Source organism: Myceligenerans crystallogenes (assembly GCF_039529775.1).
In the GTDB taxonomy this organism is placed as follows: Bacteria; Actinomycetota; Actinomycetes; order Actinomycetales; family Cellulomonadaceae; genus Myceligenerans; species Myceligenerans crystallogenes.
In genome coordinates, this window is record NZ_BAAANL010000004.1 from 191679 (window position 1) to 218118 (window position 26440).

Here is a 26440-nt window from a genome sequence, read left to right on the forward strand (position 1 = left end):
GCCGCAGCCCGGCAGCCGCACAGGATCGGGCGACAGCCCGTCGCCGTCCTGCGCGAGCATTCTGCACGAGGAAGCTCAGTGTGCGTGCGGCGCGTCGCAGGCGAGGTCGTCGTCGTGACGCTCAGATGTCCGACGACGACGGTCGCGCGCGGGCGGGACGTCGTCGACGCCCCCCAGGCTCCACGGGTTGCAGCGGAGCAGCCGCCAGAGTGCGAGCCCGAGCCCACGCAGCGCGCCGTGACGGCGCAGCGCGATCACCGCGTAACGCGAGCAGGACGGGTAGTACTTGCAGGTAGGCCCGGTCATCGGCGAGATGAAGGCCTGGTAGACCCGGATCATCCCCACCAGGACGATCACGGGAAGATCCCCGAGCGCACCGCTCGACGACTCGCGGCGCAGTGCCGCGAGCCGGAAACCGTCGGTCCAGGACGTCATGCTGCGGTTCCGCCGTTCGAGGTGTACCCCGGCGTCGTCGTCGGACGACGGGCGGAGCCGGCGTCCACGCCGTGCTCCGTACCTGCCAACGGCTGCCCGCCGTCGCGGGTTCCCCGCACCGCCTTCTTCACGGCGCGCGCCAGGGAGGAGCCCAGGTCGGTGTCGAGGTCCTGGTACGACGCCGTCGCCGACGGCGCGAGCGCCCGCACCACCACGCAGGCACCGCTCGGGACCTGCCCGAGGTGGCCGGCCGCCGACGCGCGGAGGCGGCGCTTGACCAGGTTGCGGCGCACCGCGTTGCCCACGGCCTTGGAAACGACGAAACCGACCTGTGGCGGCTCGTTCCCGGCCTCACCGGATGTGGTGAGCAGGTGAACCACCAAGGTCGGTCGTCCCGCACGCGTGCCGCGGCGCACCGTCCGTTCGAAATCGACGGAACGGCGCAATCGGTGCGCCGTCGGCAGCACGATCAGGCGGAGAGTTCGGCGCGGCCCTTGGCTCGCCGGTTGGCGAGGATGGCGCGGCCGGCGCGCGTACGCATGCGCAGACGGAAGCCGTGCGTCTTGGCACGACGGCGGTTGTTCGGCTGGAAGGTCCGCTTGCTCACGAGGTACTCCTGGAAGACGTCGGGAAGGCACAGCCTGTCCTCGACGAACGAGTCGATGCAGGGGCGAGTGCCGATGCAGGGTTGGTTCTTGCGGACGGATCCGAGGCAACTCGGTCCCGTCCGGGCTGCCGACCCGGGGCCTGGCCCGCGACCCGGCGTGTCACCGGCGGCGGGCGCGCGAAAGTACCTGGAACGGCTGTCTGACGTTACGCTTCCGGGCACCCTTCGGTCAAACGCGCAAGGCGTTCCGCAGGTGTCGGAATGCCCACACCCCGGGCGAGGACCGGCCTCCGGGGCGGGTTGGCACGGCCCGCTTCCATAACCCTCGGCAGAGATATCCACAACCTGTGGACAACTGTGTGGACAGTGCCTCATCATGGCAGACTCCAGGGAGTCCCCGCGCTCGGCGCGGCACCCGGACGGCCGGGCTCCCACCCTGAACAGATGTGCTGTCTCGCGGCCCCGCGTGACCGAACCCGTAAGGAACGACCGTGGCTGACCCGGACGACAACTCCCCCGAGGTCTGGGGGAAGGTGCTCACGACGCTGGCGTCGCGTCCGGACATGAGCTCGAGGCAGCTGGCGTTCATCCGGCTCGCCAGACCGATGGCGATCGTCCAGGACATGATGTTCATCGCCGTCCCCCACGAGCAGACCCGCAACTACCTCGAGTCCCAGGTCCGGGACGAGCTGTCGTCGGCCGCGGCCGAGGTGCTCGGGCGTGAGGTGCGGTTCGGGATCACCGTCGACCCGGAGCTCGCGAACACGAGCGCGGCCCTCGCCGGGCCGTCGCAGATCTCCCGCACACCCACCAGCCTGACCGACGACGCGCCGGAGCCGGTCGAGGCGCAGATGCCCGTCGCCCCGCAGCCGGCGCCGAAACCGTCCGGCGAGCCGACCCGGCTGAACCCCAAGTACATCTTCGAGACGTTCGTCATCGGCTCCTCCAACAGGTTCGCGCACGCCGCGGCGGTCGCGGTCGCCGAGGCGCCGGCCAAGGCGTACAACCCCCTGTTCATCTACGGCGACTCCGGGCTGGGCAAGACCCACCTGCTGCACGCGATCGGGCACTACGTCCACAACCTGTACCCGCACATCCGCGTGCGGTACGTGAACTCGGAGGAGTTCACCAACGACTTCATCAACAGCATCGGCGAGGGCAAGTCCGGCTCGTTCCAGCGCCGGTACCGCGACGTCGACGTCCTCCTCATCGACGACATCCAGTTCCTGCAGGGCAAGGAGCAGACGATGGAGGAGTTCTTCCACACCTTCAACGCGCTGCACAACGCCAACAAGCAGGTCGTGATCACCTCCGACGTCCCGCCCAAGCAGCTGAGCGGTTTCGAGGACCGGCTGCGGTCCCGCTTCGAGTGGGGCCTGATCACGGACGTCCAGCCCCCCGACCTCGAGACGCGGATCGCGATCCTCCGCAAGAAGGCGGCGTCGGAGCACCTGGACGTGAACGACGCCGTCCTCTCCTACATCGCCTCGCGGATCTCGACGAACATCCGCGAGCTCGAGGGCGCGCTCATCCGGGTCACGGCGTTCGCGAACCTGAACCGCCAGGCCGTTGACATCGCTCTCACCGAGATCGTCCTGAAGGACCTGATCACCGACGACGACGACACGGCCGAGATCACGCCCGCGGTCGTCATCGCCCAGACCGCCGCGTACTTCGGGCTACCGATCGAGGACCTCTGCGGCACCTCCCGGTCGCGGGTGCTCGTGACCGCGCGGCAGATCGCCATGTACCTGTGCCGGGAGCTGACCGAGCTGTCGCTCCCGAAGATCGGCCAGCAGTTCGGCGGCCGCGACCACACCACGGTGATGCACGCGAACAAGAAGATCGCGGGTCAGATGGCCGAACGCCGATCGACCTACAACCAGGTCACGGAACTCACCGCGCGGATCAAGCAGCAGCATCGCGTCTCCTGACGCCTTCACCGGTGCCGTCCGGCCGGACCGGCTGTCCTGTCACGTCTTCCGGGTCCAGGGACCCTGCGTCATGCCGCGCACGGCTCTGGCCTGCGCGGATGCCGGCGAGAGCCGGGTCTTTCCACATCTCCACAGGCCTGTGGACAAGGCTGTGGATAACTTTCCGGGCGTCCGCGAGCTTCTTTCCACAGAGTTGTGCACAGCCTGAACGGCGTGATCCCACGGATGTCCGCATCGTATCCACAGCCCTGTGGACAAAATCTGTGGACAACAACCCTTGGTGACCCCGGATCGGACAAAACACCTGTGGATCAACCTGTGGAAACCGTGTGGATAACCCCCGTTTTTCTGTGGGTAACTCGCCCCTGCCTGTGGACGCATTGTGGACAAAAAATCGGAATCCACAGTGACCCCTAGTTTTCCCACAGCTGGATCCACAGGTTGTCCACACCCCGACAACCCGTCTGACCTGCAAAAAGACGCGTTTTCCACAGTATCCACAGCCCCTACTACTACGACTACAGATATCTTAGAAGGGGAAATTTCACGCCTTCATAGGGCCGAGGAGCCCGAATCACCGCGCTCGAACATTAGTACGAATCCCGGGCTCGGCACAAGCTCGGGGAGCCGCTGCCGGAAATCCCGGGCCCTTCGCGGTGAGGCTCCGCTCCCCGTCGTCAACGTCAGTCACCTCGCGTAGGCTCTGGGCAGGTACGAACGAGGAACTCCGAGGGAGATGGAACGCGATGAAGTTCAGGGTCGAGCGTGACGTGCTCGCTGACGCCGTCACCTGGACGGCTCGCACGCTTCCTACCCGGCCCCCGGCACCGGTGCTCGCGGGCGTGCGGATGGAAGCCGATCCGTCAGGTGTCCTCAACCTCGCCAGCTTCGACTACGAGACCTCGGCGCGGTCCGAGGTTCCCGCCGAGGTCGCCGAGCCGGGCACCGTCCTGGTGTCCGGGCGGCTGCTCGCCGAGATCTCGCGCGCGCTCCCGAGCAAGCCCGTGGACGTCACACTGGAGGGCAACAAGGTCGTCCTCACGTGCGGGGCGAGCCGCTTCACGCTGCTCACGATGCCCGTCGAGGAGTACCCCGCCCTCCCGGCCATGCCGGAGCTGAGCGGTACCGTCCCGGGCGAGGCCCTCACCGCGGCCGTGACCCAGGTGACGGTCGCAGCCAGCCGCGACGACACGCTGCCCCTCCTGACCGGCGTCCGGGTCGAGATCGAGGGCGAGAAGATCACGCTGCTCGCCACCGACCGTTACCGGCTCGCGCTGCGCGAGCTCACCTGGACCCCTGCCACTCCGGGCTTCTCCGCGGTCGCGCTGGTGCGCGCCCGCACGCTGAACGACGTCGCGCGCTCCCTCGGCGGGGGCGGCGGCGCGGTGCAGGTCGGCCTGTCCACCGGCAGCGGCGTGGAACTGGTCGGGTTCGAGGCCGGCGGCCGCCACACGACGTCGCAGCTGGTCGACGGCGACTACCCCCCGGTCCGGCGGCTCTTCCCGGACAGCTCCCCGATCCATGCCGTGGTCGCCACCGCCCCGCTCATCGACGCGGCCAAGCGAGTGAGCCTCGTGGCCGAGCGCAACACGCCGATCCGGCTGTCGTTCAGCGACGGCCAGGTGGTCCTCGACGCCGGCCAGGGCGACGACGCGCAGGCGTCGGAGGCCCTGGAGGCCGTGCTCGAGGGCGAGGACATCGCCGTCGCGTTCAACCCGCAGTACCTGCTCGACGGGCTCGGGGCGCTCGGCACGGACTTCGTCCGCCTCTCGTTCACGCACCCGAACAAGCCCGTCGAGTTCACCGGCCAGGACTCGCTCGACGGCGAGGACGACTCCACCTACCGTTACCTGCTGGTGCCGATCCGCTTCACCGGCTGATCGGCCGGCCCGCACGCGGGATCCCGGGCCGCGCGACCGAAGCCGCGCGGCCCAGCCATGCGCCACGCGGCGTGGACAATTTTCTGGAGGAATCACATGGTCAGCCACATCGGCCTGGTCGGCCTCGGCAAGATGGGCAACAACATGCGGGAGCGGCTGCGCCGTTCCAGCATCGAGGTCACCGGCTTCGACCCCCGCCCCGAGGTGTCCGATGTCCCCACGCTCGCCGACCTGGTGGCAGCGCTTCCGGCGCCGCGGGTCGTGTGGGTGATGGTCCCGGCCGGCGAGCCGACCCGCGGCGTGATCCAGGAGCTCGGGGGCTTGCTCTCCGAGGGGGACATCGTCGTCGAGGGCGGTAACTCGCACTACGTCGAGGATCAGGAGCGCGCGGCCGAGCTGGCCCAGCGCGGCATCGGTTACGTGGACTGCGGCGTCTCCGGCGGTGTCTGGGGCCTGGACAACGGGTACGGGCTGATGTGCGGCGGCTCCGCCGCCCACGTCGAGACGCTCCTGCCCGTCTTCGACGCGCTGCGGCCCGAGGGCCCGCGCGAGGAGGGCTTCGTGCACGCGGGCCCGGTCGGGGCCGGCCACTTCGCCAAGATGGTGCACAACGGCATCGAGTACGGCCTGATGCAGGCCTACGCCGAGGGCTACGAGCTGCTGGCGGCGAAGAAGGACGTCGTCACCGACGTGCACGGCACGATGAAGGCGTGGCAGCGCGGCACCGTGGTGCGCTCGTGGCTGCTCGACCTCATGGTGCGCGCGCTCGACGAGGACCCGGACCTGTCCGAGCTCGACGACTGGGTCGACGACTCCGGCGAGGGCCGCTGGACCATCGACGAGGGTGTGGACAACGCGGTGCCGCTGCCGGTGATCTCCGCGGCCCTGTTCGCACGGTTCGCCTCACGTCAGGAGTCCTCCCCCGCGATGCGGGCCGTCGCCGCCCTGCGCCAGCAGTTCGGCGGCCACGCGGTGAAGAAGGCCGAGTAGAACGCTGTACGTCTCGCACCTGAGCCTGGTCGACTTCCGCTCGTACGCGGAGGTCGACGTGGAGCTCGAACCCGGGGTCAACGCGTTCGTCGGGGCCAACGGCCAGGGAAAGACCAACCTGGTCGAGGCCATCGGGTACGTCGCGACCCTGGGTTCGCACCGCGTCGCGACCGACACCCCGCTGATCCGGGCGGGTGCGTCCCGGGCGGTGGTGCGGACGCGGATCGTCCGGGGAGACCGTGCGAGCACCGTCGAGCTGGAGATCACGCAGGGCAAGGCCAACCGCGCGCGCATCAACCGGGGTCAGCCCGGCCGGGCGCGCGACGTGCTGGGGATCCTGCGCACGGTGCTCTTCGCGCCGGAGGATCTCGCCCTGGTGAAGGGCGATCCCGACGGCCGGCGCCGGTTCCTCGACCAGCTCGTCGTGCAGATGGTTCCCCGGCTCTCGGGCGTCTTCGCCGACTACGAACGGGTGCTCAAGCAGCGTTCGGCGCTGCTCAAGTCGGCTCGTGCGGTCCGGCGGTCCGGCGGTACCGACCCCGCCGCGCTGGCGACCCTCGACGTCTGGGACGGGCGGCTGGTCGAGCTCGGCGCGGAGATCGTCTCGCTGCGGCTGCAGCTCGTCGACGCGCTCCGGCCCGTCGTGGCGGCCGCCTACGAATCCGTCTCCGAGGGCAAGGGCGAGGCGCGGCTGGAGTACCGTTCGTCATCCACAGCCCCTGTGGATAACTCGTCGCACGGCTGGGGAAAAGTCGGCGCGGAGGTCGGGATCGCGACACCCGCTCCCCCCGTTCCCCACGTGAACACTTCCTCCCTCGATCCGACCCCGCAGGGGGATCCGGAACCCTCGTCGGACGACGCCGGGGCCCGGTCTCCGGTGCTGCGGATCCAGGAGGAGATGGCGGCCGCGCTGGCCGCCGTCCGGCAGCAGGAGCTCGACCGCGGGGTGAGCCTGGTCGGCCCGCACCGGGACGATCTGCTGCTCTCGCTCGGCGGCCTTCCGGTGAAGGGTTACGCCAGTCACGGGGAGTCGTGGTCGTTCGCCCTCGCCCTGAGATTGGCGTCGTTCTGGCTGTTGGGGGGGTCGACGGAACTCGGGACGACGCCGCCCGAGGCGCCCGCGTTCTGGGACCCGGACCATGGCACGGACGCCGATCCGGTGCTCATTCTGGACGACGTGTTCGCCGAGCTGGACACCCGCCGGCGGGAGCGCCTCGCCGCGTTGGTCGCGCCCGCGCGCCAGGTGCTCGTGACCGCCGCGGTGCCCGAGGATGTGCCGGCCGCACTCAGCGGAGCAAGGTTTCACGTGGAACCAGGAGTGGTGACCCGTGAGTGAATCGAACGTGTCGGACGGGCCAACCGGGGGGCGACCGGACCGGCGTCGTCCGGGTGTGGACAACCCCGAAAGTTATCCACAGGCGGTTGTGGACAACGACGACGCCTCCGCGGCTCCGGAGTCCACCGCCGACCTGTCCGGCACTCCCGCCGAGGAGGTCGCCCGGGCCGCCCTGAACCGGGCGAAGGCGGCCGCACGCGCGAAGGGCCTCCGGCCCGGGTCACCGGCACGGCGCTCCCCGCTGGCCGAGCCGCGAACCGAGAGCAAGGGCTCGAACGCCCGCGATCCCCAGCTCCTGGGGGCGGCCGTGGGGCGGCTGCTGCGCGAGAAGGGCTGGACCCAGGACGTGTCGGTCGGCGGGGTGATCGGACGCTGGCGGCAGATCGTCGGGGACGACGTCGCCGAGCACTGCACCCCCGTCACCTTCGAGGACAAGGTGCTCGTGGTGCGGACGGACTCGACGGCCTGGGCGACGCAGCTGCGCATGCTGGTCCCGAGCCTGCTGCGGCGCATGGCCGAGGAGATCGGCGACGGCGTCGTCGAGAACGTCTCGGTGCTCGGCCCGGCCGGCCCGGGCTTCAAGCGGGGCCCCCGGTCCGTCCGCGGCCCCGGCCCGCGCGACACCTTCGGCTGACCGGCCGGCCCCCGGCTGACCGGCCCGCCGCGATCGAAGGCACCCGAGCACGGCGAAGGCCCGGCCGGTTGTTCACCGGCCGGGCCTTCGGTCACGTCAGACTGTCGTCAGGACTCAGCTCCGCGCCATGCGCCTGCGGGCGATGACGAGGGCGGCGCCGCCGCCGACCAGGAGGAGAGCGAAGGCGATCACGCCGCCGACCTGGGCACCCGTGGCCGCGAGCTGGCCGTCCTCAGCGGTGACCGGCGCGGACGGCGACGGAGCAGAGGACGGCTCCTGCGTCGGCGCGGGCTCCGACGAGGCGGGCGCGGGCTCCGTGGGGGCCGGCTCGGACGGGGTCTCGGCGGGCTCGGTCGGGCTCGGGGCGGGCTCCGACGGAGCCGGCTCGGACGGGGAGGGAACCGGCGTCGGCTCCTCGCACGGCTCCTCGACCAGCAGGAGCTCGGCGGGGAACAGCACCGAGCCGTCGGCCTGCTCGGCCCAGGCGCCGAGGTCCTCGGGCCAGATGTACTTGTCCGAGGTCAGCGCGGCGGTCACGCCGGCGTCGCTCTTGGAGTAGCTGATCGCGTCGGTGTTCGCCGGGAGCACGATGTCGGCCATCGTCACGGCGCAGCCGGTGACGGCGTCCGGCGTCGCCGGGGTGGCGAGCTCCTTGGCGGGCGGCGTCGCGCACGAGCTGACCTCACCGGTCGCGGCGAAGTCGTAGCCCGCCGGGTGCAGCTTGTCGCTGTCGGGCGAGTCGACGTTCACCGCCCAGGTGTGGGCGACCGTCTGGTCGGTGAAGGGGTAGGTCTTGATGTGGTCGTTGTTGCCGCCGCGGCCGGAGAGGGTGACCGACTCGACGGACGCGCCGTCGATCTGGACGTCGACCGTCGTGCCGTCGGGGTACCAGCGCAGGTCCACGTAGAGACCCGTGGAACAGTCGGCGGTGACGTTCGGGGTGTGGGCGGAGGCCGCGGGCGCCGTCGCGACCAGCCCGGCGAGCGCTACGGCGGTGAGAGCACCGCCGGCGAGGATCTTCTTCACGGTGTCATCCTTCTGAGGAGGATCATGGTGTGAGAGCGTGCTCACACGGGTGCATGTCGGATTAGACCAGAAACCGCGCCAAAGGCGAAATAGTTTCCGTCGCAGGGTCCGCCGGTGACCATAGCGGGGCCGGGACATTGCGGTAAATGGGTCCTGGTACCCAGTTCCACGCCGAGGTCGCCGCCTCCGGATCGCCGGGCCCCGCGAAGACCCTGTGGCGAGTTGTCCACAGACCCCGCCGGAATCCCAGGTTTTCGCTGTTCTGGCGGTAGACTGACGGGGACAATCACGCCGGGTCAGGACCACTCCTCCTTGCCCGGCGTGCGCCTGAAAGACGAGGAGCTACACGGCCCGTGACAGAGCGAATCGACGGCGGCTACGACGCCGGGAACATCACCGTGCTGGAAGGTCTCGAGGCCGTTCGTAAGCGACCGGGGATGTATATCGGCTCCACCGGGGAACGCGGGCTTCACCACCTCGTCTACGAGATCGTGGACAACGCGGTCGACGAGGCCCTTGCCGGCCACGCCACGACCATCGACGTCACCCTGCTGGCCGACGGCGGCGTGCGGGTCAAGGACGACGGCCGCGGCATCCCCGTGGCCATGCACCCCACCGAGGGCAAGCCGACGCTCGAGGTCGTCATGACGATTCTGCACGCGGGCGGCAAGTTCGGTGGCGGCGGATACGCGGTCTCGGGCGGTCTGCACGGCGTGGGCATGTCCGTGGTTAATGCGCTGAGCACGCGCTTCGTCTCCGAGGTCGTCCGCGACGGCTTCCACTGGACGCAGGAGTACCGCGACGGCGGTGAGCCGACCAGCGACATCCAGCGCCTCGCCCCCATGGCCGAGGGCGAGGGCACGGGCACGGTCCAGACGTTCTGGGCGGACCCCTCGATCTTCGAGACGACCGAGTACGACTTCGAGACGCTGCGGTCGCGCTTCCAGCAGACGGCCTTCCTGAACAAGGGCCTGCAGATCACCCTGACCGACGAGCGCGCCGGCCACGCCGCGAACGACGACGAGGTCACGGGCCAGATCCCGAAGGTCACCCCGGAGATGCTCGAGGGCGACGTCGCCGGGAACATCACCGTCACGGACGCGGACGGCCAGGGCACGGCGCAGGCCGCCCACCCGGGCGCGCGCACGGTCACCTACCGCTACGACGGCGGCCTCGTCGACTACGTGACGCACCTCAACACGGCGAAGAAGGTCGACCTGGTGCACGCCGAGGTCATCGCCTTCGAGTCGGAGGACACCGAGAAGCGCGTGTCGGCCGAGATCGCGATGCAGTGGACCAGCGCCTACAGCGAGTCGGTGCACACGTTCGCGAACATGATCTCCACCCCCGAGGGCGGCACCCACGAGGAGGGCTTCCGCGCGGCACTGACCACGCTGGTCAACACGTACGCCCGCGACAAGGCGATCCTCAAGGAGAAGGACGACAACCTCACGGGCGACGACATCCGCGAGGGGCTCACGGCGGTCATCTCCATGAAGCTCGGCGAGCCGCAGTTCGAGGGCCAGACGAAGGCGAAGCTCGGCAACACCGAGGCCAAGACCTTCGTCCAGCGCGTCGTCCGGGAGCAGCTCACCGACTGGTTCGACGCCCACCCGTACGAGGCGAAGGACATCATCCGCAAGGCGCTCCAGGCGAGCCAGGCCCGGATCGCGGCGCGCAAGGCCCGCGAGGCCACGCGCCGCAAGGGCATCCTGAGCAGCGGCGGCATGCCCGGCAAGCTGAAGGACTGCCAGTCGCGCAACCCGGCGGAGTGCGAGGTCTACGTCGTCGAGGGCGACTCCGCGGGCGGTTCGGCGGTGCGCGGGCGCAACCCGCACAACCAGGCGATCCTCCCGATCCGCGGCAAGATCCTGAACGTCGAGCGTGCGCGCCTGGACAAGGCCCTGTCGAACCAGGAGGTGCAGTCGCTGATCACGGCGTTCGGCACCGGGATCGGCGAGGACTTCGACCTCGGCAAGCTGCGCTACCACAAGATCGTGCTCATGGCCGATGCCGACGTGGACGGCCAGCACATCAACACGTTGCTGCTCACGCTCCTGTTCCGGTACATGCGCCCGCTCATCGAGCACGGCCACGTGTACCTCGCGCAGCCCCCGCTGTACCGGCTGAAGTGGTCGAACGCCCCGCACGACTACGTCTACTCCGACCGGGAGCGCGACGCCTTCCTGCAGGCCGGCCTGGCGTCCGGCAAGCGGATCCCGAAGGACAACGGCATCCAGCGGTACAAGGGCCTCGGCGAGATGGACTACTCCGAGCTCTGGGACACCACCATGGATCCGGAGCACCGGACCCTGCTCCAGGTGACCATGGACGATGCGGCCGCGGCGGACGAGATCTTCGCGGTGCTGATGGGCGAGGACGTCGAGAGCCGCCGCAGTTTCATCCAGCGCAACGCCAAGGATGTGCGGTTCCTCGACATCTGAGCGAGCTCGCGAGCCCCGCCCGGCGTCGTCGTACGTCGTCGGACGGGGTGAGCGCGCGGCCCGGCATCCGCGTGACGCGGGGCCGGGGAGACAACAGCGCGCCGTGAAACGGCGTGGGAAGGAAGAGACGTGACGGACGAGACCCCCGGTGTGGAGGACCTCCCCGACGGCGTCGGCGACGCCGCGCTGGCCGTGCACCACGGCCGCGTGGAACAGGTGGACCTGCAGCTCGAGATGCAGCGGAGCTACCTCGACTACGCGATGAGCGTGATCGTGGGGCGCGCCCTGCCCGACGTGCGGGACGGGCTCAAGCCCGTGCACCGCCGCGTGCTGTACGCGATGTACGACGGCGGCTACCGGCCGGACCGTTCCTTCAGCAAGTGTTCCCGCGTGGTCGGCGACGTGATGGGCAAGTACCACCCGCACGGCGACACGGCGATCTACGACACCCTGGTCCGCCTCGTCCAGGACTGGGTGCTGCGCTATCCGCTCGTCGCGGGGCAGGGCAACTTCGGCTCCCCCGGCAACGACCCGGCGGCCGCGCCCCGGTACACCGAGTGCCGCATGGCCCCGCTCGCGCTCGAGATGGTGCGCGACATCGAGAAGAACACCGTCGACTTCCAGGACAACTACGACGGCCGCACGCAGGAGCCCGTCGTCCTGCCGGCGCGCTTCCCGAACCTCCTGGTCAACGGGTCCGCCGGCATCGCCGTCGGCATGGCGACGAACATCCCGCCGCACAACCTGCGCGAGGTGGCCGACGGCGCCAAGTGGTACCTCGACAACCCGGAGGCCTCCCGCGAGGAGCTTCTCGAGGCGCTGCTGCAGCGCATCAAGGGCCCGGACTTCCCCACCGGCGCGACGATCCTGGGCCACCAGGGCATCGAGGACGCCTACCGGACCGGGCGCGGGTCGATCACGATGCGCGCGGTGGTCAACGTCGAGGAGATCCAGAACCGGATCTGCCTCGTCATCACCGAGCTGCCGTACATGGTGAACCCGGACAACCTGGCCGCGAAGATCGCGGACCTGGTCAACGACGGGAAGATCCAGGGGATCGCCGACATCCGCGACGAGACGTCCGGTCGCACCGGCCAGCGGCTCGTGATCGTCCTCAAGCGGGACGCCGTCGCCAAGGTCGTCCTGAACAACCTGTACAAGCACACGTCGCTGCAGGAGAACTTCAGCGCGAACATGCTCGCGCTGGTCGACGAGGTCCCGCGGACGCTCAGTCTGGACGCGTTCATCCGGCACTGGGTGACGCACCAGATCGAGGTCGTGCGGCGTCGTACCGAGTACCTCCTGAAGGAGGCCGAGGACCAGATCCACATCTACGTGGGTTACCTCAAGGCCCTCGACGCGCTCGACGACGTCATCGCGCTGATCCGCCGCTCGCCCGACGTCGACGAGGCGCGGACCGGGCTGATGGAGCTGCTCGGCGTCGACGAGGTGCAGGCCAACGCGATCCTCGCGATGCAGCTGCGCCGGCTCGCGGCCCTCGAGCGGCAGAAGATCCTCGACGAGCACGCCAAGCTCGAGGCCCTCATCACCAACTACCGCGACATCATCGCGAAGCCGGAGCGGCAGCGGTCGATCGTCGGCGAGGAGCTGGACGAGATCGTCGCGCGGTACGGCGACGAGCGCCGCACGACGATCCTCCCCCACCTGGGCGACATGTCCGTCGAGGACCTGATCCCCGAGGAGGAGATGGTCGTCACGATCACGCGCGGCGGGTACGCCAAGCGGACCCGCAGCGACAACTACCGCCAGCAGAAGCGCGGCGGCAAGGGGATCCGCGGGACGCAGCTGCGCGAGGACGACATCGTCGACCACTTCTTCGTCACGACGACGCACCACTGGCTGCTCTTCTTCACGAACCTCGGCCGGGTGTACCGGGCCAAGGCGTACGAGCTCCCGGAGGGCGGTCGCGACTCGAAGGGCCAGCACGTCGCGAACCTCCTGGCGTTCCAGCCGGGCGAGCACATCGCCCAGGTGCTGGACATCCCGGACTACGACGCCGCGGACTACCTGGTCCTGGCCACGCGCCGCGGCATCGTCAAGAAGACGCGGCTCGTGGAGTACAACTCGCCGCGGTCCGGCGGGCTCATCGCGATCAACCTGCGCGAGGACGAGGAGGGCCGCGCCGACGAGCTCGTCGCGGCGCGCCTGGTGAACGCCGACGAGGACCTCATCCTCGTCTCGCGCAAGGGCCAGTCCATCCGCTTCCACGCGTCGGACGACACGATCCGGTCGCTCGGCCGCGCCACGTCCGGCGTCACGGGCATGAAGTTCCGCCAGGACGACGAACTGCTCGCGGCCGACGTCGTCACGCCCGGTACCGCCATGTTCGTCGTGACCGAGGGCGGCTTCGCCAAGCGCACCCGCATCGAGGAGTACCGGGTGCAGGGTCGCGGCGGACTCGGCATCAAGGTGGCGAACCTGGTGGAGGCCCGGGGAGACCTTGTGGGGGCGCTCGTCACGGACGCCGACGACGAGGTCCTGGTGATCATGGAGCGTGGGAAGATCGTCCGGACCACGGTCGCGGAAGTGAACCTGACCGGCCGGAACACCCAGGGCGTGACCTTCGCGAAGCCTGACAAGGGCGACCGGATCATTGCCGTCGCGCGCAACGCGGAACGCAACCTCGAGCAGGAGACCGGTGAGGACGACGCCGAGCCCGACGGGGGCGCCGCGGAGCCCACGGACGGCGCGAACGAGGCAGGCGGCGTTACGGTGGACGGTGAGCGAGCCGCCCCCGAGGACGTTTCGAGCACCCCAGAGCAAGAAAGCACCGGACGCGAGGACAGCTGATGACGAGCAGCAACCACACCGGACAGGGCCCCGGTTCGACGACGGCCGAGATCGGCGGCGGGCAGGATCCAGCCCGCCCAGCCGACGCCGCGCGGGATTCCGCCTCCGCGGATGACGCCGCCTCGGCCTCCGGGATCCCGGTCGGCGTCGTGTCGGCCGATCCCTCCGGCGTGGCTGCTGCCCGGAACGAACCCGTGCCCAACCGATCCGGCGTGCCGGACGTCGTAACAGGTGACAGCACCGAAGAGGTAGAGAAGCCGGCAGGGGGAACGGTGAGCGAGAAGGTTGCGGAGCCCGTGCGTGAGGTGTCGTCGGCGATTCCGGTAGTCGAAGCCGGCGGGAACGGTGCCTCGAAGGCAGCTCCGCCGTCGTCCTCCGGCGACGGGGCGCCCAAGCCCATCCCGGGTGGTTTCTGGAAGTCGGCCTACGAGGCCGGCGCGGCGGCGCCGTCGTCGCGATACACGTCGAGCGCCGCGGAGGCCGAGGTGAAGGACCCGTCCGGGAAGGCCGAATCGACGCCGTCGCTGGGTTCGGCGATCGTCAATGCCACCAATCCTGTGGGGACGACGCCGGGAGCCGCCGAGGTGGACGACACCACGAAGCCGCGGCGCGACGCGGCGCCGGCCGGCAAGCCGAGCGACGAGTGGCAGCGGGTTCCGGCCGCGGAGGCGGACAAGCCCGCGGGTGCCGGAGCTGCTGCCGCGGGTGCCGCGGCGGGAGCGGCGGTTGCGGGCGCGGGTGCCGCGGCGGCGTCGGACACGGCGGCGAACGTGAAGCAGGGCGCGGTGAAGGCCGCGCAAGCGGCACTGGCCGCGGCGCGGAACGCGGCGAAGAAGGTCTCCTCCGCGATGCCGGACGCGACGACGGCGACCGCGCCGAGCGAGACGCCCGCCGCTCCCCCGGCCCCGCCCGAGATGCATTACACGGCGGGCGCGGTGCGCGGAAAGGCGTCGGTTGCCGACGAGGCGGCCTCGCCCGTGACCGCCGGCACGACACCGAAGGCCGACGCGGGATCCGATCCTGCCTCGGGCGCCACGCCCCGGCCGGCCTCGGGACCGCGCAGGGTCCGCCTCGCGATCTCGCGGATCGACCCGTGGTCGGTCATGAAGCTGGCCTTCCTGCTGTCCGTGGCGATCGCGATCATGACCGTCGTCGCGACGGCGGTGTTCTGGTCGGTCATCGACAGCCTGGGCGTGTTCAAGGAGATCGAGACCTTCGTGAACGACGCGATCGGCACGGAGACCGAGGTCAACTTCATGCAGTACGTCGAGTTCGAGCGGGTCGTGTCCCTGGCCACGCTGATCGCGATCTGCAACGTCGTCCTGCTGACGGCGCTGGCGACCATCATGACCTTCCTGTACAACATCACGGCCGCCCTGGTGGGCGGCGTGCACATGACGCTGACGGACGACTGACGTACGTCACACCAGGAAGTGGGCCCGATCCACGATTTCGGTTTGGGACCGGGCCCTCTCCTGGGGTAATGTCTGGGTGCTGCCAGAGAACACGGCCATCGGCCGGAGTTCCTGGATCGGCTCGGGGGTATAGCTCAGGCGGTTAGAGCGCATCGCTGATAACGATGAGGTCCGAGGTTCAAGTCCTCGTACCCCCACAGAACGAAAATCCCGCCTGACCAGGCGTTTCACACTTGGTCAGGCGGGATTTTCGCATCTCTCAGACGCCGGTACGTCCTTCTCGTGCCCCGCGGATGCCCCCCGGGTCGTCGTTGAGGCGGTTCAAGCCCGCTCGATCGGCGCTCGTCCCGAGGAAGTGCAGGTACCTGTTCGTCGTCGCGATGGACTCGTGTCCGCACCACGCCTGCACGGTTCCGGGCTCAACGCCGCGGGTGAGCCAGAGGCACGCGGCGGTGTGGCGCAGGTCGTGCAGCCGGCGGCCGCGGCCGGTGCCGATGTTGTTCCCGGCGTCGTCCTTCACCGACCATCCGAGTGTGCGGAGCGTGTGAGCGCGCCAGAGCTGACCACCACCGGCCGGCGTGAACAAGAGGGCGTGCGGCTCCTTCCCCGCCGCGAGTTCCCGAACGATCGGCAGTACCCGGTTGGCCAGAGGTACGCGCCGGCCGCGGCGGCTCTTGGTGGCCTTGAGCGGGTGCCCCTCGGACTGACTCCGGCGGACCATCAGGCCGGGCGTGGGTACCTCGACCAGGTCGGCCACCTGCATTACGCGGGCCTCGCCCCAGCGCAGGCCCGTCCACGCCAGCACGAGCAGGATGTCCGCGAGGCGCTCGTCCTTCATCCGCCACGCCTGGTAGGCAGTCTCGAGTTCGCCTTCCTCGAACGGGTCCATCTCCTCGACCTCGTCGGAGCCCTTCGGCACCTTCACGCCGATGACCGGGTTCGCACGGATCAACTTCTCGCGGACGCACCACGAGAAGAACGGTGACAGGCTCGCGCGGAACCGCTTGACCGACGACTCCTTGAGTCCGCTCGCCAGCAACTTCTCGAACGCTCGCGCGACCTCGCGGTCAGAGACGGCCGACAGGTGCACGTTCTTCATGCTCGCCGGCATGAGCCGGATCATGTTCTTGTCGGACTCGTACGTCGTTGAGGCGACGGTCGTCTTCCTGATCACGATCCAGCGTTCGAGTGCCGACTTCACGAGTTCCTTGCCCGCGCGGGGATCGATACCTCCCAGCAGCGCGGCCCGCTCGCGACGCAGCCACTCCTGAGCCTCGGTCTTGGTGTCGAACACCTGGGAGTCAACGTCGATGCGGCCGTTCTTCAACTTCGCCCGCCACCGATTGCCGTGCTTGACCACGCTCATCAGGCAGCCACCTCCATCAGCCAGCCCTCGACGTCGGAGCGGCGGTAGCGCGGGATCGACGGCGAGAGCCAGGTCACGCGCGGTCCCTTCCTGGCGAGGCGCCAGCGGCACACGGTCGACGGTGCGACCTTGAGCCAGGCGGCGACCTCCTCGGAGGTGAGGAACTCGTCGGGCATGGTGTCCTCCTTCGGTACGGCGGTTCGAGCGGTCTTGGCTGCGCGGATATCGGTGGCCATCGTGGTGTTCCTCCGGGTCGTGCTGGGTGTCTGGCGGGGTCTGAGCCCTGGCATTTGCCAGGGCTCGTTGCCAGGGCTGGAAATGGCGTCTGACGTGGGGTTTTAGCCCTGGCATGTGAGCCCTGGCAGCCCTGGCATGTGCCAGGGCTCAGCCCTGGCCGGGGCGCCGGTAGAGGGTTCTTGGTCGGCCGTGGTACTCGTTGTCTATCCGAATCGCGAGGCCGCGGCGGGTGAGGTCGTCGATCGCGGGTTCGAAGTTCTCCCGGAGGTTCTTGCCCAGGGACGCGCGCAGACTGCTGGCCGAGGTGGGTTCGGTGGTGAGGCGGGCCAGGATCTTGCGGGCGGTTCGCTGGACCGTGATGTCGTCCTGGTGCTCGTCGAACGCGGCGCGGGCCTCGGCACGCTGCCGGGAAGCGCGGGCGGCGTCGGCGGCGAGGGTCTCGCGCATCCGGTCCCGGGTGCGGTTGCTGATGGTCATGACGTAGTCCGCGAGGTGCCAGTCGGATTCGGTGACCTCCAGGCGCCCGTTGAGCAGCGCGAGCAGGGCGGCGACCTTGAGCCGGACGATGGACTGTTGTCCGTTGTTGTCGGCGATCTCCTCGCGCAGCCGAGCGCGGCGTTCGGCCTGTAACTGCTGCTTGATCGGGCGGGCGACCTTGAGCATGAGGCGGTCGAGGGTGAGCGGGGAGGCCGGGCACGTCCATCGGATCGGTTCCGGCGCGTCGGGGGTGACGTCGGGGGCGCCGGGGTCGGTGGCGGGGAGCCAGATGAACCGTTGCGGGGTGCCTCCGCCGGCGTCGTCGAGCAGGGGGCCGGCCTTCTCGGGCTGGACGCCGGCCACGAGCGCGGCGCGGTAGGAGTGCGCGGGGGTGATCTTGCGGCGCTGGACATCGGCGTTCTGGAATCCGAGCCCTTCCCCGGAGAACATCTTGCGCATCTCTGAGGCCGTGGTGGATGCCTTGCGGCCCACGAGCGCGGTGAGGGTGTCGACCTCGGGCACGTCGAACCAGACCGAGTAGGCCGCGGGCATGGTGTCGCCGTGTTCGTCGGTCTCAACGAACATGTGGGAGATGCCTTCCCCGGATCCGAGGGGGCGTTCCTCGATCGCGCGCCCACCTCCGGGCGGCACGTCGAGGAATCCCTTGGCCGCGGCGGTCGCCACGCCCTTGCCGACGCCGGATGGTCCGACCAGGCCGACGAAGAAGTTGAGCGAGGCCACGGCGTTGCGGTCGTTCCCGAGGGGCGGGATGACCACGGTCGGCGGCGTGGACAGCGCGACGCGGGCGAGCACGCAGCCGAGTACGGCCCACGGGGAAGCCATGGCGGCGCGGGCGTAGTGCCGGATGGTGGCGAGTTCGGGGCGTGCTTCCCAGAACGTGTCGTCGACGTCGACCTCGCCGGCCGGGGCGAGCTGGTGAGGTTCGAGCGCGGCCAGGTCGTGACCGGCGGCGAGGTGGTCGGAGATGTCCTTCCCGGCGGCGGCGTGCATGAACACCAGCTCGCTCGCCGCGGCGGCGAGCTGGGCGTGGACCTGGGCAGCCCATGCGTCCCCGGCCGTGTCGCGGTCGGGCACGGCGATCACGTTCGCGCCGTGCAGGGGCGCCAGGTCGGTCTTGGCGATGTTGGTCGCACCGCCGCGGCCTGTGGTGCCGACGACGTCGGGCCCACACAGCGCGGTGACCTGGTCGGCGTCCTTCTCCCCCTCACACAGGACCACCCACCGCCCCGCCTTGACGGCGGCGAGGACCTCGGGGAGCTGGTAGAGCGTCCACGGGACCTCGCGCGGCTTGAGGCGGGCATCGGCCGAGGTCTGCCGGAACTTCTTGTCCGGGGTGCGGGTGACCGTGACCAGGTCGCGGCCGTGCCGGTCGCGGTAGGTGTACTGGCGCCCGGCGCGGTCGTCGTACAGGTCGGCCATGGTCAGGCCGAGGGCGGCGATCACGTCGGCGGCGTCGTCTCCGGCGTGGCAGTACACGAGCACCTGACCCTCACCTGCACGCAGGGACAGGGACGGGTTCCGGTCGCCGTGGGCGTGCACCGGGCCGGGGCAGTTCGCCACGGCCTGCCGGTCGCCCTTCTCGGTCACCCGAGAACCGTGCGCGCGCAGCGCGTCCACGAGACGCTCGTACGCGGACCGTGCCGAGGTCGCCGCGCCGGTAGCCGGGTTCAGGGCCTCGATGGTCATGCCACCTCCCCAAGGTCCGCGTCGTCGGCCACGAGCGCGGCCGTCGCGGCCTGGCGCCGGGCCTCGCGGTTGCGCGCGGCCAGGATCCGGGCGCGGTCGTGCTCGGTGGTGCCGGCCCAGATCCCCTCCACACGCGGGCGCGAGGCCAGGGCGATAGCGAGGCAGCGGGCGGCGATCGGGCAGGCCGCGCAGATCCGCTTGGCCTCGCGGGCGGGCTGCCCGACCTCGGGGAACCACACCTCGGGGTCCGTCTGCGAGCACAGCGACAGCGCGGCCTCGTCGATCGTGAGGGGGCGGGAGTCGTCGGCCGGCGTCGGGATCCGCAGCACGGGCGCGGGGGCGGCGGGCAGGGCGTGAGCGATACGCATCGGGTTTTCCTTCCAGGTCAGGCGGCGGGTGTGAGGTCCGGCGGCCGCGGTGCGCGACCGCCGGACCGGTGGTTCAGCGCTTGCGGCGGATGGTGACCAGGTCGTCGACCGTGATGCGGTCGTGGCTGATCTCGACGTGGATGTGCAGTGGGGAGACCAGGCGGCCAGTCGCGTCGTGCTCTGCGCGGCGCCAGTCGTTCCCGGCCTCGTACGCCTTGCGGGCGGCCTGGTTAAGGCCCTTGGCTGCCAGGTTCCACGCGCGGGCGTGGACCTGGTCGGCGGTCTTGGTGGCCTCGGCGAGCTTGGCTGCGGCGCGCGCCTTGTCGGCCTCGGTGCGGGCCCGGTCCGCGGTGGCCTTGGCGTCGGCCTCCTTCTGGTTGGCCTTGGCCAGGTCCTCCAGGACCAGACGGGAGAACTCGCTGCACAGGCCCGCGGCCTGCTTGAACAGAGACTCGTACTTGGCCTTGAGGCGGGCAGTGTTCGACATTGCGGCTGACTCCTCTTGGTGGGTGTGGCGGGTTTCGGGCATGGGCCGAGCTGGGGGCCGGGCGGTAGGGGTAGTGCTCCGCCGGTCCCCTGGCGGGTGGGTTTTCGGGGTAGGTGCGCGGTCAGCGGGCGGGCCGCTACCTGGCTACTTCCGCAGGACCATGCGGTTTTCGGGGGTAGTGGTGGCACTACCGGTAGCGGGGGCTCTGCTACCTCGGGCCAGACCTGGGACAGGTCCGGGAGGGGGGTTGCCCGCTGCCCGGGCACGTGCTGGGAGTCGCGGGTCGGCCGGTTCGAGGGCGGGCAGCTCTGGGGCCGGGCCGAGGGCGATCAGCGCGACCGCCCCGGCCAGGCCGGCGAGGTGCGCACCGGCGCCGATCAGGAGGATCACGGTCGCGAGGTTCGGCCGGTCGGCGAGCATCGCGGCGGCGAACCCGGCCACCGACAGCAGCACGGCGAGGCCCGCGGCCTGGGTGATGGCCTCCAGGCGTTCGATGACACGCCGAGCGGCACGGGCGAGGTCGGCGTCGCCGTGGTCGAGTTGGCCGACCGCGGGTCGGGTGGACGAGCCGGTCATGATCAGTTCACCTCCGCGAGCACGGCGGGCGCCGGCGTCGTCGTGTCCGTGGTGGTGGCGGGCGTTGTGTCCGGCGTGGTCTCGTTCTTGAGGACCTTGTAGACGGTGGAGCGGCCCAGACCGAGCGCGGCGGCGATGTCCACGGGGCGGTCCCCGGCCGCGCGTCGGGTCACGATCTCGTTCGCCATGGTGGCGTCCAGCGTGCGGGTGCTTGTGGTGCGCGTGGACTGTCCACGACGGTTCCGCCCGGTCCGGCGCGGGGGGTCCACGGGCTTGTCCATGGACGAACCGGTGGACTCGTTCGTGGACACGATCTGGGCTACCTCGGTGGACACCGCCTTGGCGGCCTGGACTGCGTACGGGGACTGCGTGTCCGCGCTGGTCGTGGACACCGGAGCCTGTCCACCCAGGACGCCGGCGAGCCGGGCGCGGTGTGCGACGTGGAGGGCGGCGAGTTCGGCGTCGGCGTCGGCCTGGGCCTTGACGGCGTCCACGTGGGCGGCGCAGTGCGCCCGCATGTCCTGCGGTGCGACCGAGCGCAGGGCGATTGCGCGGGCCTTGCGGCGTCGTCGTGCCGCGATGGCCAGGCGGCGTCGCGAGGCCCACGACCCGTCGACGTCGGCCTGGATCCGGTACAGGTCCTCGGTGGCCAGGAACAGCACGTGCATGCGGGCCGTGGTGCGCATCCCGGACCACGAGGCCCCGGTGGCGAGGTGCCGGTCACCGATCAGCGCCAGGTGCCACATGAGCGCCGCGAGCAGCGGCGTGAGGAACCGGAACAGGGCGGCACCGATCGCCTCGGTGAACGGCAGGGACACGAACTCGTGCCAGGCCGCGAACACGCCCGACGTTGCGCTGAGGGCCCAGGTCAGCATGAGAAGAATCCCGCTGGGACGGTTGTCCCGGGCGGCCTCGCGGGCCAGCAGTGCGACGGTGACCAGGGACAGTTCGAACACGCCGGAGCAGACGAACGCGAGCCAGGCCGGCATGTGCAGGACATCGGTTCCGAACGCGACCATGGCCAGGTACGCGGTCACCGTGCTGATCACGGCGACGGCCACGGCGGCGACGAGGCCGGGGCGGGGCTTGCTGGCGGTGGCGTTCATCGGTCAGTCCTCCTCGGACTCGTCGGGGCGGGCGAGCGTGTCGAACTCGGGCAGCGCGGCCTCGTCCGCCGCGGCGGCGGCGAGGTCGGTGCGGGTGAGGCCGGCACGGTTGCGGGGGATGCCGCCGGCGTCCTTGTGCTTGACGCCCTTGGCCTCGATGCCGTGGTTCTTGACCGCGGCGTTGACCTGAGGGCCGGTCCATCCGTCGTAGAGAGCGGGCTTGTGCTCGGCCAGGCGGGCGGCGAGTTCGTCGGACCAGACCTTGCCGTTGGGCCAGTCCGGGTCGTTCTCGGGCCACACCGCCAGCAGGTGATCGAGGATCGTGGAGTGGTCGACGTCGGCGGGTTCCTCGCCCGCGGCGGCGCCGGTGAGCAGGCCGAGTTCTTCCCGGTGGGCGCGGGCGCGCTCCACGATTTGGTCGGTCGTGGCGCCGTCGATGTAGGCGCCGCGCACGAGCTGCGGGTCGGACTTCTCCCCGGCCAGCAGCGCCACGCCCTTGTCCTCCCCGGAGAACTCGGTCGCCCGGTGCCCGGCCTGATACATCGAGGTGCCGAGGACCATGTCGTTGGTGGTCTGGTCGCCCACGCGCAGGCACAGGCGCAGGCTGATGAGTGCGGAGATGCTGGTGGGGATGGCGTCCTTGTTGGGTCGCTGGGTGGCCAGCCACACCATGATCGCCAGGGCCCGGCCGCGGCGTTCGATGTCCTCGACCAGTGCGGTGATCTCCTTGCCGTGGGTCGGGTCGTTGAACGCGAGCTGGCTCTCGTCGATCACGAGCATGAGTGGCTTGAACCCGTGCGGGTTCCCGACCGCGGCGAGTTCGTCGGTGACCTTGGACTCGGTGACGACCGAGCGGGGCAGGGTGCGGATGATCTTGGCGCGGCGGCGCATCTCGGCCTGAATGCCCTTGAGGTCGGTCAGCAGGGCGGCGATGTCGTCCGGGTCGTCCCCCGATCGGCACACGTGCGCGATCGGCTCGAACGGCAACAGGTCGCCCGTGCCCTTGAGTTCGTGGATGTGGAGTTCGGTGCGCGGGTCGAGGGCGGCGCCCACCATGAACACGCGCAGGACGAACGTCTTGCCCATGCCCGGCAGGCCCCCGACGAGGCCGTTGTTGTACATCAGGGACACCGACACGCCCCGGCCGCGCTGGTCGTGCCCGATCTCGAACTCCTCGAACACGTTCGTCACGCCCCGGCGGCGGTACTTGAACGGCACCACGCCCCGCTCACTGAGTGCCTTGTCCGCGATGTAGAGGTTCAACCGCGACGGGTGCGCCTTGGGGTTCCCCTCGGGCCACACGCAGTCGATCGGTCGCCGCAGCGCGCCGGCGAGCTTGTCCTTGGACTTCACGACGTCGGCCGCGGTCGCGCCGGCGGGAAGGTCGACGTGGATCTCGGTGCCGCCGGTGGCCGGGAAGATCCGCAGCACCTTGATCTCGGCGTTGCCGCGCTTGACCTCACCACGCTGCCCCGACAGTTCCAGGCGCATGAGCGCATCGGTGACCACGTCGACCGTGAGCGCGGGGACCTTGGTCGAGTGCTCCGACGCGATCGGCTTGTCGACCTTGCGCGTCCCGACGATCCCGAACGCGGTGAGGGCCGCGGCGCCCGCGCCGGCGGCGGCGAGCTGGAACCCGTCCGGGCCGAGCGCGCCGTACAGGGTCACGCCGGCAACGCCGAGCAGGACCCCGCCGGCCGTGAGCCCGGCCAGACGGGCGCGGACCTGCTCGCGGTACTCCTTGCGCAACGCCCGGTATTCCGCGGTGCCGCGCACGCCCTCGACCAGCAGCTTGCGCGTGGCCTTCTGGTCCGAGTCCAGCACCCACCGCACCAGGCCACGCGTGCACACGGCCAGGCCCACCATCGACCGGCCCAGGAACTTCGGGGCGTAGTCGAACGGCAGCCGCAGACCGTGGTGCGCCGTCCACGACGCGAGGTAGGCGGTGTGCCGGCGCATCGCCGGGAGGAACACGTCCCACGACGTCGCCCACTCCGGCAGCACCCGCAACGGCTCACCCGTGCCGCGCTGCCGGATCACCCGCGGCGCCCGGGCCTCAACCTCGGCCGGCCCGGCCGGGGCGGGGATGACCTCGCCCGACAAGGCGTTGTCCTCCCCCGCCACGGCATCCGCGCCGGGCATCCCGTCGTCCGACGACGGGACTCCGGCACCGCCCGAGGCCGGGCGGGCATCGCGCCCGACCTCGGCGGCGCCGTACACCATCGCGAACAACTCCCCGTCGTCCGGGAGCCGCTTCTCGTTGCCGTTGCTCATCACGCACCCGCCACGGACGACGTGGCGGACACCAGACCGTTCAGAACGGCCTGGAACGCCTCCAGCAGCGGCGCCCCGAACGGCGTCGCGGCCAGGGACAGGCCGAACAGGATCCCCAGGATGAGGGAGCCGTTCGACAGCTTCTTGAGCCACACGCCCGCGACGACGGCGACCAGCAGGACGAAGAACAGTGACATCGTGACCATGGTGATTTCTCCTTCAGGCAGCGGCCGGCGTCGTCGGGACGACGGCCAGGAACGGGGAACGGAGACGGACCGCGACCACAGGGACGCGACCCGGAACGGACTTACGGCGCGCCTCACGACGCAGCCGGACCACAGCGTTCAGGCGAGCGACTGCACGCCGATGCGACCGCACGGTCACCTCGCACGGCAGCGCCAGCAGACGACACTCCGCGTCCACCACCGACAGCTCAGCCGCGAGCAGCGGCCACTCCGCCTCGATCGCCTCCAGGTCCGACGACGTCGGCTCTGCTTCCTCGCTCATTGCACGGACATCCCTTCCGATTTGGCTGGCCTGGCTAGTCAGCTTGGCCTAGACCAAGGATGCACAACCTGATTAGCCATGTCAACACTGAGCGCGAACTTGGCTAACTTGGATGCGCAGGCGGGTACCGTGGAGCTATGAATTCGCTTGATCTCGATGACCCACGTGCGCCATACCTCCAGATCGCGGCGGCCCTTCGCGCGGCGATCCTCACCCGCAAGATCCAGCCCGGAGAGAAGCTCCCCAGCCAGACGGAGCTCGCCAAGCGCTATGGCGTCGTGCGCGCCACGGTTCAGACGGCGCTACGCATGCTCAAAGATGAAGGGCTCATCGTGTCGCGACAGGGCAGCGGCATGTACGCCCGGGAGCGCACTGCCAAGCCTGTCGGCCTCAGGCCGCACCTTGAGAAGGCGTTCGAGACCGACGACGTCCGCATCGACTTCGTCGGCTACACCTCGGAGACCCTCCACGGGGCCATCGTCGAACCGCTCGACAAGATCCGATCCGGCCGCCTGACACCGCAGTCGATTCGGATCCGCATGCTGCTCTCGGACATGACTAAGCCGCTCGGCCTTCCGGTCGCCACGAGCGGAGACGATGTTGAAAGCGAGCGATCGCGCGCACGCATGGCGGGCATTGGCGCCCGCAACCTGGGTGCGATCACGGACTCGATCCTCGAACTCGGCGACCTGGGCCTCGTCCCGAATGTCGACGTCGAGGCTCGCGTCTTCACCTCGGCACCTGTCTTCAAGGCCTACGTCATCAACGACTCCGAGGCGTTCTTTGGCTTCTACCCGGTCGTTGAGCACGACGTCCGCGCCAATGGCGACTTGATCCGGATCTACGACCCGATGGGGAAGGACGCGATCCTGTTCCACCACGCCGACGACGGCGACCCGGAGTCGATCGACGCGAGGTTCGTCGCGCAGGTGAGTACCTGGTTCGAGAGCGTGTGGAACAGCGTTGCAACGGTGGTGCCCCGGTGAGCGACGCTCGTAAGCTCCTGGCGACAGCGGATGTCGTTCTGCTCGACTTCGACGGCCCAGTCACGCCGTTGATGCCGCCACCAGCCAACATCGCCACGGCCGACGCCGGCCGGGCCGTGCTCCGGCGGCACGACGTCGAGATGCCGGATGAAATCCAGACAACATCGGACCACCTTGCAGTGATCCGGTGGGTCGCGGACCTCGGTGCTGACGTGCTCTCTGAAGTCGAAGACGCCTGTATCCATGCTGAAGTCAAGGCTGCACGAACTGCCGTTCCGACGGATGGGGCACACGAACTGCTTGCAGAGTTGCATCGCCAGAACGTCCCTGTGGTGATCGTCAGCAATAACGCAGCGGAGGCAATCGACGTCTACCTCACACGCCACAGGCTGACGAACTACGTCACGGCCGTGGTCGGCCGGCCGGCACGGCGACCGGACCTCATGAAACCCAATCCGTTCGAGGTCACCGAGGCTCTACGCCAAGTGAGCGGCGGGTCAGCGAGAGCTGTTCTCATCGGTGACTCGGTCTCGGATGTGGAAGTCGCTCGTGCAACCGCCGTTCGCTCAATCGGCTACGCGAAGACCGAGAAGCGCGGCGAAGAACTCGAAGAGGCTGGCGCCGACGCCATCACGACGACCATTGCCGCCCTCCTTGAAGCTTTCTGAGCGTGCCCCCCGGGTGCCCCCCGAGGATGCAGCGGGAGGTCTGCCGTGCACTCAATGCACTCAGAATTTGGCGGCACTGCATGGCGAGCTGGTAGAACGCGCGTTTGAGATCTGCTGAGGGAATTACTGATAACGATGAGGTCCGAGGTTCAAGTCCTCGTACCCCCAC

General features: G+C 69.8%; 24 protein-coding genes and 1 tRNA gene. 11 read left to right on the forward strand and 14 right to left on the reverse strand.

Annotated elements, in window-relative coordinates; all coding sequences use genetic code 11:
- Positions 1-75: 75 nt before the first annotated feature.
- The 3 genes from yidD to rpmH form a co-directional block, all read right to left on the reverse strand.
- Positions 76-339 (reverse strand): membrane protein insertion efficiency factor YidD, encoded by a 264-nt coding sequence (gene yidD / locus ABD208_RS11100; RefSeq protein ID WP_344103234.1) that lies wholly within the window; start codon positions 337-339, stop codon positions 76-78.
- 92 nt (positions 340-431) lie between these two features.
- Positions 432-902: a ribonuclease P protein component gene (rnpA, locus tag ABD208_RS11105; RefSeq protein WP_344102635.1), complete on the reverse strand. Its 471-nt coding sequence runs from the start codon at positions 900-902 to the stop codon at positions 432-434.
- 2 nt (positions 903-904) lie between these two features.
- Complete coding sequence (gene rpmH / locus ABD208_RS11110) at positions 905-1042, reverse strand: 50S ribosomal protein L34 (protein ID WP_046908686.1); 138 nt, start codon at positions 1040-1042, stop codon at positions 905-907.
- Positions 1043-1533: 491 nt separating this feature from the next.
- Here rpmH and dnaA point away from each other — a divergent pair, with 491 nt between their 5' ends.
- The 5 genes from dnaA to ABD208_RS11135 all read left to right on the forward strand — a co-directional run bounded on the left by dnaA (position 1534) and on the right by ABD208_RS11135 (position 7816).
- Entirely contained in the window at positions 1534-2976 is a 1443-nt protein-coding gene (dnaA, locus tag ABD208_RS11115; protein ID WP_344102640.1) for a chromosomal replication initiator protein DnaA, read from the forward strand.
- Positions 2977-3722: 746 nt separating this feature from the next.
- On the forward strand, positions 3723-4856 hold the full coding sequence (gene dnaN, locus ABD208_RS11120) for a DNA polymerase III subunit beta (RefSeq protein WP_344102642.1): 1134 nt from the start codon (positions 3723-3725) through the stop codon (positions 4854-4856).
- 96 nt (positions 4857-4952) lie between these two features.
- Complete coding sequence (gene gnd / locus ABD208_RS11125; RefSeq protein WP_344102644.1) at positions 4953-5846, forward strand: phosphogluconate dehydrogenase (NAD(+)-dependent, decarboxylating); 894 nt, start codon at positions 4953-4955, stop codon at positions 5844-5846.
- 4 nt (positions 5847-5850) lie between these two features.
- Positions 5851-7182, forward strand: coding sequence for a DNA replication/repair protein RecF (gene recF / locus ABD208_RS11130; RefSeq protein WP_344103236.1), 1332 nt, complete (start codon positions 5851-5853; stop codon positions 7180-7182).
- An 88-nt stretch (positions 7183-7270) separates the two neighbouring features.
- Positions 7271-7816 (forward strand): DciA family protein, encoded by a 546-nt coding sequence (locus tag ABD208_RS11135; protein WP_344102646.1) that lies wholly within the window; start codon positions 7271-7273, stop codon positions 7814-7816.
- A 114-nt stretch (positions 7817-7930) separates the two neighbouring features.
- Here the strand turns inward: ABD208_RS11135 and ABD208_RS11140 are convergent, their stop codons facing one another.
- Positions 7931-8842, reverse strand: a complete 912-nt coding sequence (locus ABD208_RS11140) for a hypothetical protein (RefSeq protein WP_344102648.1) — start codon at positions 8840-8842, stop codon at positions 7931-7933.
- A gap of 353 nt (positions 8843-9195) precedes the next feature.
- On the opposite strand from ABD208_RS11140, the gene gyrB reads away from it, so the two are divergent.
- The 4 genes from gyrB (at position 9196) to ABD208_RS11160 (ending at position 15709) form a co-directional block, all read left to right on the forward strand.
- Entirely contained in the window at positions 9196-11286 is a 2091-nt protein-coding gene (gene gyrB, locus ABD208_RS11145; protein ID WP_344102650.1) for a DNA topoisomerase (ATP-hydrolyzing) subunit B, read from the forward strand.
- Positions 11287-11415: 129 nt separating this feature from the next.
- Positions 11416-14097, forward strand: coding sequence for a DNA gyrase subunit A (gene gyrA, locus ABD208_RS11150; protein WP_344102652.1), 2682 nt, complete (start codon positions 11416-11418; stop codon positions 14095-14097).
- Complete coding sequence (locus ABD208_RS11155; RefSeq protein ID WP_344102654.1) at positions 14097-15512, forward strand: DUF3566 domain-containing protein; 1416 nt, start codon at positions 14097-14099, stop codon at positions 15510-15512. The genes gyrA and ABD208_RS11155 overlap by 1 nt, the downstream gene beginning before the upstream one ends.
- Positions 15513-15635: 123 nt before the next feature.
- Positions 15636-15709 (forward strand) — tRNA-Ile (locus ABD208_RS11160).
- A gap of 62 nt (positions 15710-15771) precedes the next feature.
- Here ABD208_RS11160 and ABD208_RS11165 read toward each other — a convergent pair.
- The 10 genes from ABD208_RS11165 to ABD208_RS11210 all read right to left on the reverse strand — a co-directional run bounded on the left by ABD208_RS11165 (position 15772) and on the right by ABD208_RS11210 (position 24659).
- Positions 15772-16878: a tyrosine-type recombinase/integrase gene (locus ABD208_RS11165; RefSeq protein WP_344102657.1), complete on the reverse strand. Its 1107-nt coding sequence runs from the start codon at positions 16876-16878 to the stop codon at positions 15772-15774.
- Positions 16878-17114, reverse strand: coding sequence for a helix-turn-helix transcriptional regulator (locus tag ABD208_RS11170; RefSeq protein ID WP_344102659.1), 237 nt, complete (start codon positions 17112-17114; stop codon positions 16878-16880). The genes ABD208_RS11165 and ABD208_RS11170 overlap by 1 nt, the downstream gene beginning before the upstream one ends.
- Positions 17115-17262: 148 nt before the next feature.
- On the reverse strand, positions 17263-19299 hold the full coding sequence (locus ABD208_RS11175; protein ID WP_344102661.1) for a hypothetical protein: 2037 nt from the start codon (positions 19297-19299) through the stop codon (positions 17263-17265).
- The gene (locus ABD208_RS11180; RefSeq protein WP_344102663.1) at positions 19296-19667 is read right to left on the reverse strand and encodes a WhiB family transcriptional regulator; all 372 of its coding nucleotides are present in this window, start codon (positions 19665-19667) and stop codon (positions 19296-19298) included. Before ABD208_RS11180 ends, ABD208_RS11175 begins: the two co-directional genes overlap by 4 nt.
- A gap of 73 nt (positions 19668-19740) precedes the next feature.
- Positions 19741-20154, reverse strand: coding sequence for a hypothetical protein (locus ABD208_RS11185; RefSeq protein WP_344102665.1), 414 nt, complete (start codon positions 20152-20154; stop codon positions 19741-19743).
- Between the two features lie 144 nt (positions 20155-20298).
- Positions 20299-20730 (reverse strand): hypothetical protein, encoded by a 432-nt coding sequence (locus tag ABD208_RS11190; protein ID WP_344102667.1) that lies wholly within the window; start codon positions 20728-20730, stop codon positions 20299-20301.
- Positions 20731-20732: 2 nt separating this feature from the next.
- Entirely contained in the window at positions 20733-21836 is a 1104-nt protein-coding gene (locus ABD208_RS11195) for a helix-turn-helix domain-containing protein (protein WP_344102670.1), read from the reverse strand.
- A 3-nt stretch (positions 21837-21839) separates the two neighbouring features.
- Positions 21840-24110, reverse strand: coding sequence for an FtsK/SpoIIIE domain-containing protein (locus tag ABD208_RS11200; RefSeq protein WP_344102672.1), 2271 nt, complete (start codon positions 24108-24110; stop codon positions 21840-21842).
- Positions 24110-24316, reverse strand: a complete 207-nt coding sequence (locus tag ABD208_RS11205; protein WP_344102674.1) for a hypothetical protein — start codon at positions 24314-24316, stop codon at positions 24110-24112. The genes ABD208_RS11200 and ABD208_RS11205 overlap by 1 nt, the downstream gene beginning before the upstream one ends.
- A gap of 13 nt (positions 24317-24329) precedes the next feature.
- Positions 24330-24659: a DUF6284 family protein gene (locus tag ABD208_RS11210; RefSeq protein WP_344103238.1), complete on the reverse strand. Its 330-nt coding sequence runs from the start codon at positions 24657-24659 to the stop codon at positions 24330-24332.
- Positions 24660-24754: 95 nt separating this feature from the next.
- Between ABD208_RS11210 and ABD208_RS11215 the strand changes: the two genes are divergently transcribed.
- Positions 24755-25603 carry a GntR family transcriptional regulator gene (locus ABD208_RS11215; protein ID WP_344102676.1) on the forward strand — a complete coding sequence of 283 codons (849 nt, stop codon included), beginning with the start codon at positions 24755-24757 and terminating at the stop codon, positions 25601-25603.
- A complete protein-coding gene (locus ABD208_RS11220; RefSeq protein ID WP_344102678.1) occupies positions 25600-26271 on the forward strand; it encodes an HAD family hydrolase in 672 nt (223 codons plus the stop codon). The genes ABD208_RS11215 and ABD208_RS11220 overlap by 4 nt, the downstream gene beginning before the upstream one ends.
- The last annotated feature ends 169 nt before the right edge of the window (positions 26272-26440 follow it).